This window comes from Vibrio sp. RE88, assembly GCF_013113835.1.
Classification (GTDB): domain Bacteria; phylum Pseudomonadota; class Gammaproteobacteria; order Enterobacterales; family Vibrionaceae; genus Vibrio.
This window is the reverse complement of the sequence record NZ_VTYQ01000001.1, coordinates 369,968-384,023: the sequence shown is the minus strand read 5'-3', so window position 1 is coordinate 384,023 and position 14,056 is coordinate 369,968. Positions and strand designations below refer to the sequence as shown.

Sequence of the window (14,056 nt, the reverse complement as noted above, 5' to 3'; positions counted from 1 at the left end):
TAAAAAGGGGACAAACGTCCCCTTAATTTTACTGTGCTAAAACAGCATTATAAATTTGCCCCGTTTTATCACCTTCCACACTGTGTTGGTAATATTCTGCAACTTGCTCTGCAGGAATACCATCTGCACTATCCACACCCCATTGTTCGAGAGTTTCCTTAACTACAGCTGGGCTAACAGCATTAATCCGCTTACCTTGCTCAAACTCCAACGCTGCAACACCAACAAAAGCGTTAATACCCGCGACACCAATCGAGATTGCTGCAGTACCCGCCATAGGGTAGTTTGCTGCTTGCCCTGACGTGAGAGTGATAGAACCTCCAGCCTTAAGGTACTCCCGACCAATACGCACCAAGTTAACCTGCCCCATCAGCTTACCTTTCAGCACTGTAGCGTACCCAGAATTTGGCATGTCGTTGATACTGCCCATTTCTCCATTTCCAGCCATGCTAATAATGGCGTCCACAACTCCAACAGACTCAAACATCGTTCGTATTGATTCCTGACTTTCAATATCGACTCTCAAATCTCCCTGAGAATGTCCAACTGCAATTACCTGATGAGACTGACTTAATTTTTCGACAACAGCTTTCCCTATTACGCCGTTGGCACCGATAGCTAATATTTTCATGCATTAACTCCATATGAGTTGAAATGTGTTGATTTGAGCCAGTCAGTAACCTGACTGGCTAAGAACTGAGGTTGATCTTCTTGTAAAAAGTGCGACGCATCCGGAGTCGTCATATGTGGCTGACCTTTGGCACCAATAAAGTTTCGCTGAAACTCCACGTCATAACCGCGCCCAGCCAGAAATGGATCACGCTCACTGAAAAGTGTCAGAACAGGTTTCTCCCATTCCTTTAATCGTCGCCAATCAGCATTGACCTGCTCTAAATCTTCTGCAACGAGCTCTGGCATTCGTCTAGGGCCGGCAAGGAACTCTTGACTAGGAAATGGAGCGTCATAAGCTCGTTTTTCTTCATCATCTAAGGTGGTGGTACACAGCGCCTGAATCACCTCTCCTAATTCATACTCTGGTTGATGTCGAAAGTAGCCAGCCCAGTTGCCGCAATCGATCTTGTTAATCAAGGTCGATAAGTCCGGCTTGCCTGCCGCTAGCACCATGAGCTTGAGCACTTTTGGCAGCATAAACTTTTCCAGCCGATTCATTTGAGCTAACGCAGTATTAGCCACCACCAGTCGATCAAGCCATTGTGGCTGACGAGCTAATACTCGCAGGCCGATCATACCGCCCCAATCTTGCATGAATGCCGCAGCATGACGAATGTTTAGCTGCTCAACGAACTGACTCATCCATTTGACGTGGTTTTCGTAGTTGTGCATTGCTGGATTAATCGGTTTATCTGACTTACCGAATCCAATCATATCTGGGGCAATCACCCGAAAACCCTGTTTCACCAGTACAGGAATCATGTGACGATACAGGTAGCTCCAAGAAGGCTGCCCATGCAGAAGAAAAATAACTCTAGCTTCACGGTCACCTTCATCCACGTAATGTACTCGCATCCCTTCCACCTCCAAGTAATGAGGAGCAAACGGATAATCTTTAAGATTGGTGAATGCAGAATCTGGGGTTCTGAGTACTTGGTGAGTCATAGCCTTCTCCATCTTGGTCGTATTTTTTGACCATCCAAAATCAGTCAGCTAACGAATTAGCCGCTCTTCTTTATTAACTTGATGGGATTACTTTAGAGAAGAAACAGGTTCTAAAAAAGCATAGCTTTTAGACCTTAATGGTCATAAAATTAGACCATGATTGCATTAGAACATCTGCACGTGATTAACGTGATTCATCAAGAAGGCAGCTTTCGGAAAGCGAGTGAAAAGCTGTTTAAAGCGCGTTCCGCGGTGTCTTACTCGGTAAAACAAGTCGAAGATTACTATCAGATCCAAATATTCGATCGAGATACATATCGACCTGAGTTAACTCGAGATGGAAAAATCTTGATTCAAAAAATACAGCAGTTGATCGAAGCTGCTAATGAATTTGATCAGTTTGCTCGTCAGATGAATGGCGAAGTAGAAAGCGAAGTTCGTATTGGCGTTAGCGCAATTTTCCCTATCGAAAAAGTGGCCAAATTGCTGCATCAATTACGTGTGGAATTTCCCAATACCATCATTCACCTCAACATCGAAACTGCATCCGGTGAAAGAATGTTATTGGATGACTTAGTCGACATCGGTATCTACGCCGCGAGAAGCCTTAACCAAGAACAGGTGGTTTATCGTCATATCGATCAGCTTTCTCTGCCCGTGTACATTTCAGACCAATTTCCTTTAGCTGCCAATAATAAAATTAGCTTAAAAGACCTATTGCCTTACCCGCAAGTAGTGGTTAAATCATCCTATAAAACCAGCCCGGATTCTGGCATCGTAAGCCAAGCTCAGCAGTGGTACGTTTCGGATCACAATACAAAAAAAGCGTTAGTAAAAAGTGGATTAGGATGGGGAAGGCTCGCCAGCCACGAAGTTGAACAAGACGCGTCGTTAACGCGACTGGCAAACCTTGATGCTATTCAGGTCCCTATATACGTAGCACGACAAAAAAGTAAAGCGCTTGGCCCTGTCGGCAATCGAATCTGGTCATACTTTAACGACTGGAACGCGTCAGATGAGTAACCCGCTCATCGGCTGTAACGCCATAGGCGGAACTTCACCAACAAATTAAACATCTTATTGTCCCATGGAGCTGCAATCATACTCGCAAGATCGATTTTCCCTTTCTTCACCACGCCTTTTGCTTTACTGAAATTCAGAAAACCCTCTTTACCGTGGTAGTGGCCCATTCCTGAAGCACCCACACCGCCAAAAGGAATATCATCTGCCATCACATGAATCATAGAATCGTTGATGCAAGCACCGCCAGAATGGGTCGTATCAAGGAGCTGATTTGCCCGGCGCTGGTCATCATCGAAGTAGTACAGAGCCAGTGGTCTCTCGCCCGCTTGAACGTAATCCGTCACTTCCGACATATCCGAATAGGTGATAACCGGAAGAATCGGACCAAATATCTCTTCCTGCAACACCAACATGTCGGTAGTTGGATTAAGCACAAGCGTCATTGGCAGTTTTCGAGTGCCCGAGAAGTCTTCATTTGCAGGGTTTATCTCAATTAATGTTGCGCCTTTGTCCTCTGCATCTTGTAGATACTGCTGAAGTCGGTTTAGCTGGCGTTCATTAATGATCGCGGTGTAGTCCTGATTGTTTTTCATGCTTGGATAGCGGCTGGCAAACACGTCACTGAATGTCTCGCAAAACTCTTCTACTTGAGAGTGATGACAGAACACATAGTCTGGAGACACACACACCTGACCGGCATTAATCGCCTTACCAAATGCGAGACGTTTGGCCGCTTCTTTGGCAGAGTAGCTATCGTGAATAATAGCGGGCGACTTCCCTCCAAGCTCCAGTGTTACAGGCGTTAGGTTCTCTGCCGCAGACTTCATCACCAATTTGCCCACGCTGGTTGCTCCCGTAAACACTAGGTGGTCAAAAGGTAATTTGGTGAACGCGCTGCTGACCTCAACATCGCCTTCCACGACTGCCACTTCATTCTCATCAAATATAGAGCCCAACATCTCTTTCATTACCGTAGATGTCTTCGGAGCAAATTCTGAGGTTTTGATCATGGCTCGATTACCTGCCGCCAGAGCACCTATAAGAGGTGATAAGCCAAGAAAAATCGGGAAGTTCCAAGGGACAACGATGCCAATCACACCGAGTGGTTGATATCTCACCTCAACCCGAGACGGCTTAAGGGAAAGAGGCACATGGCGCTTTTGCGCTTTCATCCACTTGCGTAAATGCTTTTTGTTGTAAGCAATACCTTCCAATGCAGCAAGAATCTCCACCATCATGGTTTCCGCCGAACTACGGTTACTGAAGTCGGCGCTGACAGCCTCAATAAGCTGATCTTTGTAGTCCAACACTGCGTAGTTCAACTTCTTCAGCTTAGCGATACGCTCATCTGCATTTGGCATTGGGTTTTCTGCAAATGCTTGTTTCTGAACATCAAGCACCTGACTTAGGTTGTCAAACGAAGAGTGTGTGTGGTCTATCATTACGGCTGTCATAACTCTGTCCTCCAATCTGATTTACACAAATTATACGAAGAGAACAGTAATAAAATAATTGAATATTTTTCTTATCCGTTACAAAAAATTGGAATAACAAAGTTTATACTGGAGCTATGCGCAAAGTTTGTCGGTGTTAGAAAGATCCTTCATTAGCCAAACTGTACCAGTGGCATACAATCAATAGCCATGAAACCTGATATCGACCCACATTGACTCATTTCCTAATGTGCTATGTGGTAGACAATTAAAGAGAAGAACTATGCTTGATGTTTCGGATATAAAGCTACTACAGAAAGTGACAGAATTGGGCAGTATCAACAAGGCTGCTGACGAGCTTTATATGTCGCAGCCAACTTTGAGCAAACGTATTTCACGACTGGAACAGGCTCTGAATGTAAAGTTGTTTTTCCGTCATAGCTCAGGAATGCAGCCGACTGATGTGACTAACTACCTGATAAAAAACGGACAGTTGGTGCAGGCCAAATTGGATTCAATGTGCCGACACGTTGAACGGCTTGCCTCTCTTGAAGGCGGTAAGCTGAATATCGGTGTGGGGCCTATCATTGAGCAACTTTACTTTCCCAAAGTCCTATTGGACTTTGTCGAGCAAACCAGTCAGGTCAAGACGTTACTCAAAACCGCGAATGCGAGTGAACTTCTCACGATGACATTGGATGGCCACCTCGATGTCGCTGTAGGGCCATTTAACATTGATGACTTACCCAATGAGCTCATCTCGGCCCCTGTGCAAGGTGCGCCCATTGTGTTTGTCGCTCGTCCAGAGCATCCGTTGTTTAGCGACAAGAAACCCAATTGGGATAAGCTTAAACAGTACCCAGTGATTGCTCCTGATGCTGGCAACACACATAAAGGCTATCACTCAAGTCAGTTCAACAACGATTTCGTCCAGATAACCTGCGATAACTACACCACATCGAAATCTCTGGTGAAAACATCAGACTTTCTCACCGCGGGTCCCAGACTGCTCTTTTCCCGCGAGATTCAAGAACAACAATTAGCTGAGATTCCTCTAGAATCAAATATTTACTGGCAATCATCGTGGATAGCGCGGCGAGAAGCGGTCTACACTCCAACGGTCAACAAATTCATTAAGATTCTAGAAGCTAACGCGCTCGCCGGAGGCTGAGTTCAGCCATACCATCAAACACTGGCCTGAGCGTAAATGCTTCAGGCCAAATCGTCATATCGTTTAGTTAACGCATTGCTTCGAAGCTGAGTGGGTCCGCGTTACCATCACAATCAAACTTAGCGACATGCTCGTAACCCTCTAACGTCATCGGCACACCACTTTTCGCATTCCATTCAAAACCGCACTGGTTGCTCTCAATCAGGCTGTAAATGTAGCTGCTACTAATAGACAACGGGTCACCCTCATTGCTGCAATCAAACTTGGCTATATGTTCATTGCTGCCCATTGGGCTTGGCGTACCTTTGGCGGCATGCCATTGCAATCCGCAGGAAGAGCCATAAATATTGGCATAGACGTAACCGTCTTCTATCTGCACAGGATCCGCTGAGCCATTACAATCAAATTTTGCCACGTGCTCGTAACTGGCTAGCGCTATCGGTGAGCCCTTGTCTGCATCCCACTCAAAACCACAACGCTTACTTTCAATCATGGCATAGACTTTCTGCGCCTCTATATCACCAACAAGAGGAAAGCCGTCAAGACGTAATCGGTTTTGCTTGATACCGAGAAACTCTAAAATCGTTGGCACGATAAAGGTTTGAGCTGGCAGGTTATACAGGCCGTCAAAGTCTTGGTTCGCCACCGAAATATAAGACTGATAGCGGCTGTGCAGAGGTTGGTTGGAAGCAATAAAAATGGTCTTTTCACTCGTGGTCTGGTTGCCATGACCACTACCTGTTCTGGCATTACGGCCATGATCTGTGGTGACCAGAACCAGCCAGTCTTCGTTTTTCTCACTCTGACGTTTCTCAACCGCATCCAACAGCTTACCCAGTCTAGCATCGCTGTCTGTAATTGATTTGTCGTACTCGTCACCCCAGCCATGGCTATGACCTGCACCATCAGGTTCATCCAAGTGAACAAAGATAAAATCTGGATTTTGAGAACTCAGGACTTCCAGCGTTCGATTCACACTGTAATCGTCACCGCCCCCTTCAGAATGGGCTGCTAACAGAGGCATATCTGCTGGGAAATAGAGTGTATTGATGGTTCCCCAGGTCGAAAATGAGTACATCTGAGCTTGGTCATTGGCATTGTGAACCTGACGAAAGATACTCGGCCAGTCAGCATCAGCGGGGCCGACACTATTACTTGAAATGCCGTGTTTGTTGACCCAAACACCAGTTAGAATAGTTGTCCACCCCGGGCCACTACTGGTCTTCTGTTCACTAAATCGCCCTTTTACGCCTCCGGCATAAGCTTTCGTGATCTGGAGACGATCAAAAGCAGGGGTCGGCAATTTAGCGATATGGTCGAACTGCATGCCATCAATGCCAACCAGCAATACCTTCTTATTGCTGGCCTGCGCAGTGGTGGCAAAGATGAAAAGTAGCGGTAGCAGCCAACGTAACGTAATTATTTCTTTTGTCATGATTGTTATTCCTGTCGAGTTAAACACGCGGACGATTTAACACAGCATTCATGACATCAATGTTATCTGGTGATGAATTTTAATACGCAATAAAGTCAATAAGATGGAGGCAATTCCATCTACATATGTGGCCTCATCGCAGTCAGGTTATATTCTAACGCGGAGCTGATCAGTTTCGGGGTCGGCAGCTTTGGGCTTCTGGCGCTAGGTTGAAGAGCGGAGCTCTGATCGTGCAACTCATCACCAAGTGTCGTCTTATAAACCAACTCATCTGGACTGCTTGGTTCGTTATGGCACAGGTACACTTCGGTCGAATCTTTGAGCTCATAAATCTTAGAGAATGATTCAAACGTCGGGTCGCTATCTTCAACCGATAGCCCTTCCCTTGAATGAAGATGTGAATCCCCCACGAACAACGCGTCACCAATTTTGAATGTCAGATCAGATGGCGGATGGCCGGGGGTTTCCAACACTTCTATATGAGAATGACCAAAATCCAGCTGCTCATTTTCCAACAAGAAATGCTCAAAATGATAAAGATCAGTAAGTGACAGATCATCCTTGCAGCTAGCGTATACCTCTTTGACATGATCTGAGATGTAGATTGGCGCTTGTAGTTCTTTACTGAGATAGAACGAACCCGACAAGTGATCAGCGTGGATATGCGTTTCAAGAATCGCGGTGACATGAAGTTGATTTTGCTCAACGTGATCAATAATTTGCTGCGCAGATTCAAAGCTTATCTTACAGTGTTCTTCATCATAATCGGCAACTGGATCAATCACTATCGCCTCATTAGTGTCCGCATCGGCCACCACATAACTCAAGCTACCGGACTCAGGATGAAAAAAGTGCTGAATGTTCTGGGTTGTCATTATGTCCTCCCGTAAAGACCACTTTTCATTGAACGTAACTTTGAGTTTAGTCGCGATTGTGGTTTAACGAGAGGAACATTGACCATTATTTATGCCCCTTTTGGGGTAGAAAAATACACTAAGAGTTTTTCTGTTTAAGAATCAGGCCAGTACCAATTTGGAGATGAAAGAGAGTCCAAACCCGGAATAATCGTCTGACCAAATTCCTTGTCCAGTTGAATAGCATTGCATTCTGGATGCTCAGCCAACGCCGCAATCAAACGTGGGGCATGAGACACAACCCAGACCTGAGTATTCTCAGCTGCGTGAGAAATTAAACGCGCTAAAGCAGGCAACAGATCTGGATGAAGGCTGGTTTCTGGCTCATTGAGAATCATCAAGCTTGGTGGTCGAGGCGTAAGAAGAGCGGCCACCCACAGCAAATAACGCAAAGTCCCATCAGACAACTCAGCGCCACTCAATGGCCTTAAAAGGCCATGCTGGGAAAACTCCAACGAGAATCGACCATCAGCCTGATTCACGATACGGATGCTGGCGCCGGGAAAGGCATAGTCAATTGCCTTATACAGCACCTCTTTGTCACCAATTTCGATAATGGTCTGTAAGGCAGCGGCCAGATCGCGGCCGTCATGGTGCAAAACCGGAGTACGAGTCCCAAGCTGAGGTTGTCTGGCGGGAGCGTCTTTGTCGGTTCTGAAATGATCATAAAAACGCCAGCCGCGAATTGTTTCCCGCAGCATAAACGCCTCTGGCGTTGCCATTGGGTCGGCAATTTGATCAAACAGGCTATGATAAGTGGCAATGTGGCTTGAAATGACTTGCCATTTTCGTCCTTCACGCGCTTTAATCGCGGGCCCATTTCGGTCTATCAACGCACTGGCTGGTCGATACAACGGACCATTCCAAATACATTCACGTTTAATCTCTGGGTCAAACCCAAACATTGACATAGTCGGCGCGGGTAAACCTAAAGAAATCGCGTAGCTGAACTCTTCAGTTGCAAAGCCAAGCTTGAGGCGTTTGACCTTCTGCCTTACTGTCGCTTCAATGGCATGTTCGCCTCGCTTCATCGAGTTGGTTATCTTTTCCGGCCCCGCCCAGAAAGTTGAATCTAGGCCACCTTCAGTCGCGAGCGCAGACACCACACCACCTTGCGCTGTATCCGCCAACAAACGAAGTGCTTTATACAAGTTGGATTTACCGGTGCCATTGGCGCCCGTTATCACATTCAATCTGCCTAGTGGAATAACCAGATTTAGAATCGAACGATAATTATTGATCGCCAACGCTGTAATCATATTCACATCTCGTTTAAATTAAATAAAACACATATTGAAAAACTATTAATCGAACGTTAACATTCGATCGTCTACATGTCATGCGGCCCCCAGTATTGACGAGCTCCACAGTGTGGACCCTACCTTTTTGTGAGACATTCAGCCAAAACCTTTCAATTTAGTCATTTAGAACGGCAAACCGTTCATTTTAACTAACCTTTTGGTTAGATTGATGTGCGCTTTATTTTATATCATTGCTTATCTTTTTTGTTGATTCAGGATGCATCATGGGTGTCACAGTTTGCGCAAATGGGCTGAGCGTGGTCCACAAGGGATCGGGAGGGGAAGCAAATGCAACTCTACCCGACGTTTGTTTGACGACAGTAGGTAATTCCGTTGTCCCAATTCCATATGGTAACAATGCGAAGTCGGCAGATCTTGTCGGCGGGACCACAACGGTATCTATGGATGGTGGTAATAGTATTGCCATCAAAGGCAGCAAATTTGCAGCAAGTACTGGTGATGCCGGTGGTGATAAAAAAGGCGTGTCATCTGGCACGATTGAGTCCGAAGCTGAATTTATCTCTGCTTCCCCAACCGTCACAATGGAAGGGATTGGTGTTTGTCGCCTGACGGACCAAATGACCATGAATATGGCCAACACCATGTGCCTTGGTGGTGTACAAAACCCTTCCGTTTCTGTCACTGAGGATCAGGAAGGCACTTACACACTCGATCTTACTTGCAAATACCCAAATGGGCAGCCTTACGCGAATGCACCATTTGAGCTGAGAGAATCAGGCGGTGGCCCAATTGGCGCAGGTGTGCTGGATGCAACAGGTTGTGGCACCGTCAGCGGCTTACCTCTAAAAGAGTGTATTCTGGTGCTAAAAGAGACCGCAGACACTTATGCTCCAAACGCAACATTGCCAGAAAACGCCCCAACAGAAACATACGAAGACTCCCATGATTTTTGTACTTTTGTCGCGGGAAGAAGAGCGCCGTTTTGGGAAGACAAAGTTGGCGTTGCCAATGACTGGGGCATCTTGCTCTCGCCTTCTTTTAGCGATGATGATTTCAAAGCTATGGTCTACGAACAAAGCCGAATCTTGTCACCCCATGTCGTCAGCAAAAATCATTCTAACGATTTCTCCGAGTCTTTCGTTTCATCCCTTTTCCACATTCAGGAAGATCTTGAATCACTAGAAAAGTACGAATCACTGCTTGAACTCCTTTTCGAGAAAGTGCATGAGAACGGCGATATCCTGCGCATCCTGTTCCAGGCCGATCTTCTGGACCCGCCTTCTGAACTGCTTGCCAAGCTACGTTTGTTGGGTACAGGCAATACCATACAGCACCTTCAACTGGTTCTTTGGACACTCATCAACCAACAGCTTTGTGGCTTTATTGATGACTTGATAGCTGCATTGGACATGCGATTAGAGTTTATTCAGGCGCAAGCTGAGGCTCGCTCTCTGACCGCAGTTCAAGAAGGCGTTCAAGGCTATCGAGATGGTATGAAAGTGATGTCTCGTGCGCTTCCTGATGTCTTCAGTGAAATCCTCACCCAGACTAACGATAAGCTTTTAACCATTTCAGGCATGGCGATTGGCACCATCGTGAATGTCACGGGTCAATCAGGTTTCGCAACGAACTCAGGTGAAATCAACGCCGTTGTCTACACCAAAGCCAACAACCTCAACCGTCCTTCTTTCATTGTCTTTGACGACGTTTTCTCAGATTAAGGTATAACCTCATGGATACAGTTTTTCCTATAACACAAAGAAATGGCGAGCCCTATCATACACTTAGTGATTTCGCTAAACTGTTCGACCAAGTTAAGAGCGGCCGTTACCTCTTAGGGCAAGGTTATGGTTGGCACAGTGGTGTCCACTTGACGTCCAAGATGGTGCCTTGGGGTAAAGGATTAAGACCTATCCAGGCAATGATGGACGGGAAAATTGTCGCTTATCGTATTCACGCTGATTACCAAACCACCACATACAAAGACCAAGAGCTCAAATACAGTAACAACTTCGTTCTACTGGAACATGAACACAAAAACCCTGAGAAAGATGACGAAGTCTTTAAACTGTACTCTCTCTACATGCATCTTGCTCCGCCATCCGATATCGGGGCTAATTCATCGCTGACGACTCGCTATAAGTTGGTTGACGATGGGTGGAACGTCCGAACGTTTAAACTTGGTGGTGCTCCTGAAAGAGGGAAAGTGGAAAGCAAAGTCTCTATGTCAAGCGGTACGATTTTGGAGTATTTGCATGCAGAAGAGCAAGAAACCGTAGAGTTTGAAATTGGGGACCACACTTATAAGATGATTAAGTGCCGCGTTGTTCAATTGGGTGACTCCCCTTCATCTAGCGAAAAGAAAATGAAAGGCAAAATCGTCTGGTTTGCGGCAGGCAAAGACAGCGATTTCGATATTCTTAACAACACCTCTGTGATGGTCCCAGAACCTGTCTCTGAACCAGAGTGGATGTCTAAAAATGCCGCCTCATTACGCGATGGCAGCGTCGTAACACTGGGACTCCCCTTACCACTCAACATCGACTTTGGCGCTATCGAAGTGAAAGCGGGGGACGAACTGGGCTATATGGGGCTTCACGAGTACAGTAACGATGCCCACGCCACCAAGAAAGAAGATAACCGAGTCCACATAGAGCTATTTTCCGTAGAAAAACCGCCTGAGTTTTTCTTAAAAAAGATTGCCCCAAAAAATGCAGAAGAAAGCCCTCTTATCACCATTGACGGCAGTGGGAGTGATGGCGCTCTGAGCGTATCCAATTCATTCTACAGCCAACTGCTCGAAGAGCTATCCAAAGGTGAAGAGATTGATTTCTCGGCATTCAAACCAAGAGAAGCCAAGGTTTACTTAGAAAACAAACGTAAACACTTTGAGCGCGTTATCGCAAAGCACCCTTCTGACTGGTATACAGACGTCACTAAAGATAGCTACTCTATGATTCATCAACTCGCCAAAGAAGTGATGGATGAAAAGTACATGACAGGTTTTGTTTCTGAAAAGGACTATCTGGAGTCACCTTGGCGTAGTGAGGTCATGAACCATCACGAAATATTCTCACAGCATGAACGAGAAAGAGCGGATAAGTTTTCTTGGATGCAAGACACACAAAGCAAGATTACGCTCCCGGACGATAAAAGTGTCTGGCATTATTGGCCTTTTGCTCCCCAGGCTGGAGAATCCAAGATAAAATGTGACCCGAGCCATTTGTTTTATACTGAAATCTTGGTACACGAAGGCGATTATATAAACGATCCAGATGATGTAGGAGGACATACAAACAAAGGTGTAATACTAGATACTTGGAAAAGGTACTCTAAAAAGCTATTTGGTGTAGAGGCCAGCGTCGAAACTCTAAAAAATATTACAGACCAGCAAGCATACGCTATTTTCTTAGAAGGTTACTGGAAAAAATCCTATGCAGATCAGATTAATAGCTGCCCCGTAGCGTTTCAATTTGTAGATTTTTATTACAATGCGCCTCAGGGCTCTGCTGTGGTTTTACAAAGAGCAATAAATGTGTTGGGAGGTGATGTTGTCGAAGACTGGAATATGGGGCCTGGCACCTTAAAAGCGACAAATGAGCTCATATCCCAAGGAAAAGAAAAGGAGTTATATATCACGTTTCGAGAAAAGAGAATCGAATATTATAACTATAGAGCTGATAATGTACCAAACCAAGATAAGTTTAGAGAAGGTTGGTTGACCAGAGCACGCTCATTTAATTATTTTTAGGGTATACTAATGAATTTTATAAAGTCCATTTTTTTTGTCGTAATTTTTTCCCAAAGTGTTCATGCTGAAATATTAGGTCAATGGACAAGCGAAAAATCAAGTAGTACTTATTTTTTAAAAATTGAAAAAAATTCAAGTGAAAGATTAACACTTAAGTATTTCTTTACTTTTGATAACGGTAGAAAAATAAATGACCGGCTTGAAGCCGGACCACCAATAATATTAAAAAAAATGGACACCAACTGTTACAAAGGCGAGACAACAGATCCGTTTTCTTCAAGCAATCCAAAGTTTATTATCTGCCAAGATGACAACCTACTAGTTTGGTCGAAAATAAGTCAAATAGAATCATCTCCGTATACTCCAAATTATTTGGTTTTAAACAAGAAGATTGATTAACATTTTTCTGTCAAATTTAATTTTAACATATGATTCATAATGCCAGAAGATTGCAAATAGCAGTATTATTGACACTATTTTCGTCAATAGCTAAATCGGCTTTTATTGATGAATTACGTATCTATCATTCCAATTACTCACCCTCAACTAAAAAAGAAAGGATAGTTTCTTATGTTCAAAAAAGTAACCCTTGTGTAACAGTTGAAATATTAGATAAAAAAGAAAAAAAAGAATATTGTAAACTGGATGATAGCGGGCTAGACCTATTAAATGATTACCCAACAATATATGTTACAAGTTTAAAAGTTAATTCAGGTAATGTAGATTTTGTTGTTGGGGCCCCATGGAATAGTCAAAAATGTATGATAGAAGTTTATAAACAAAAAATAACATGCAATCCTTTAGAACAGTGATATTTAGTTATGTATAAACTTTCATTAAGCAGACAAAAGTATTTGTACCTTCTGATTTTCGTTGGATTCCCAGCAGTTTCGGCATTCAACGAATCAGAAAACAGGCAACTCAAAGCCATCAATAATAATGAAAACATAAAGCTATTGGCAGAAGTCAAGAATGTAGAGAACAATAAGAACCTAATAGAAGAGTATTTTCCAGAAAGAAAAGAAAAATTTTCCTTAATGATTAGCTCTTGGGAAGAGTATGCTGAGAGAAAATGCAAATTTCATACTTATGATTCAGAAAATACTGATGCAGAGTTTGCTAACTTCTTTTCTTGTATGACAAATGAGTATAAAGAACTCAATACCTATCTCGAATCAGTGTTGAGTATGCCATAAAATTGAAATGTATAATCTCAGATAAACTTTTGAGACTTAAAATGAAAAGAGCTATTTTTCTATCTTTACCTTTAATAGTACTTTCATCTACAGCAAGTGGATCTAAATTTCATAGCCAGTCACTTTGCTATAAAAATGAGTTAATATTATCAACAGTAATATTGGAAAATGACAATTTAGTCTCATTTTGCCTTAATGAGCAAGAGACTACGTACAGATACGGAAACATAAGTAACATAGAGTTGATCTTTTCC

At 44.0% G+C, this 14,056-nt stretch carries 13 protein-coding genes; 7 read left to right on the top strand and 6 right to left on the bottom strand.

Annotated elements, in window-relative coordinates:
• Positions 1 to 28 precede the first annotated feature (28 nt).
• Together F0265_RS01845 and F0265_RS01840 are read right to left on the bottom strand one after the other, a co-directional pair.
• Positions 29 to 631 (bottom strand): short chain dehydrogenase, encoded by a 603-nt coding sequence (locus F0265_RS01845; protein WP_171747530.1) that lies wholly within the window; start codon positions 629 to 631, stop codon positions 29 to 31.
• Positions 628 to 1,617, bottom strand: coding sequence for a haloalkane dehalogenase (locus F0265_RS01840; RefSeq protein WP_171747529.1), 990 nt, complete (start codon positions 1,615 to 1,617; stop codon positions 628 to 630). Before F0265_RS01840 ends, F0265_RS01845 begins: the two co-directional genes overlap by 4 nt.
• A 156-nt stretch (positions 1,618 to 1,773) precedes the next feature.
• Here F0265_RS01840 and F0265_RS01835 point away from each other — a divergent pair, with 156 nt between their 5' ends.
• Positions 1,774 to 2,640, top strand: coding sequence for a LysR family transcriptional regulator (locus F0265_RS01835; RefSeq protein WP_171747528.1), 867 nt, complete (start codon positions 1,774 to 1,776; stop codon positions 2,638 to 2,640).
• A 5-nt stretch (positions 2,641 to 2,645) separates the two neighbouring features.
• On the opposite strand, the gene F0265_RS01830 is transcribed toward F0265_RS01835, so the two are convergent.
• On the bottom strand, positions 2,646 to 4,094 hold the full coding sequence (locus F0265_RS01830; protein WP_171747527.1) for a coniferyl aldehyde dehydrogenase: 1,449 nt from the start codon (positions 4,092 to 4,094) through the stop codon (positions 2,646 to 2,648).
• A gap of 262 nt (positions 4,095 to 4,356) precedes the next feature.
• Between F0265_RS01830 and F0265_RS01825 the strand changes: the two genes are divergently transcribed.
• On the top strand, positions 4,357 to 5,244 hold the full coding sequence (locus tag F0265_RS01825) for a LysR family transcriptional regulator (RefSeq protein WP_171747526.1): 888 nt from the start codon (positions 4,357 to 4,359) through the stop codon (positions 5,242 to 5,244).
• A 67-nt stretch (positions 5,245 to 5,311) separates the two neighbouring features.
• On the opposite strand, the gene F0265_RS01820 is transcribed toward F0265_RS01825, so the two are convergent.
• From F0265_RS01820 to F0265_RS01810, 3 genes are all read right to left on the bottom strand, one after another.
• Positions 5,312 to 6,679, bottom strand: a complete 1,368-nt coding sequence (locus F0265_RS01820; RefSeq protein ID WP_171747525.1) for an alkaline phosphatase family protein — start codon at positions 6,677 to 6,679, stop codon at positions 5,312 to 5,314.
• A 119-nt stretch (positions 6,680 to 6,798) separates the two neighbouring features.
• Positions 6,799 to 7,554 (bottom strand): MBL fold metallo-hydrolase, encoded by a 756-nt coding sequence (locus F0265_RS01815; protein ID WP_171747524.1) that lies wholly within the window; start codon positions 7,552 to 7,554, stop codon positions 6,799 to 6,801.
• 134 nt (positions 7,555 to 7,688) lie between these two features.
• Positions 7,689 to 8,852: an AAA family ATPase gene (locus F0265_RS01810; protein ID WP_171747523.1), complete on the bottom strand. Its 1,164-nt coding sequence runs from the start codon at positions 8,850 to 8,852 to the stop codon at positions 7,689 to 7,691.
• Positions 8,853 to 9,118: 266 nt separating this feature from the next.
• Between F0265_RS01810 and F0265_RS01805 the strand changes: the two genes are divergently transcribed.
• The 5 genes from F0265_RS01805 to F0265_RS01785 are packed head-to-tail and all read left to right on the top strand — an operon-like array spanning position 9,119 to position 13,802.
• On the top strand, positions 9,119 to 10,576 hold the full coding sequence (locus F0265_RS01805) for a DUF4150 domain-containing protein (RefSeq protein WP_171747522.1): 1,458 nt from the start codon (positions 9,119 to 9,121) through the stop codon (positions 10,574 to 10,576).
• Positions 10,577 to 10,587: 11 nt separating this feature from the next.
• On the top strand, positions 10,588 to 12,606 hold the full coding sequence (locus F0265_RS01800; protein ID WP_171747521.1) for a glycosyl hydrolase 108 family protein: 2,019 nt from the start codon (positions 10,588 to 10,590) through the stop codon (positions 12,604 to 12,606).
• 9 nt (positions 12,607 to 12,615) lie between these two features.
• Positions 12,616 to 13,005 (top strand): hypothetical protein, encoded by a 390-nt coding sequence (locus tag F0265_RS01795; RefSeq protein ID WP_171747520.1) that lies wholly within the window; start codon positions 12,616 to 12,618, stop codon positions 13,003 to 13,005.
• Between the two features lie 29 nt (positions 13,006 to 13,034).
• Complete coding sequence (locus F0265_RS01790) at positions 13,035 to 13,418, top strand: hypothetical protein (protein WP_171747519.1); 384 nt, start codon at positions 13,035 to 13,037, stop codon at positions 13,416 to 13,418.
• Between the two features lie 9 nt (positions 13,419 to 13,427).
• Entirely contained in the window at positions 13,428 to 13,802 is a 375-nt protein-coding gene (locus F0265_RS01785; protein WP_171747518.1) for a hypothetical protein, read from the top strand.
• The last annotated feature ends 254 nt before the right edge of the window (positions 13,803 to 14,056 follow it).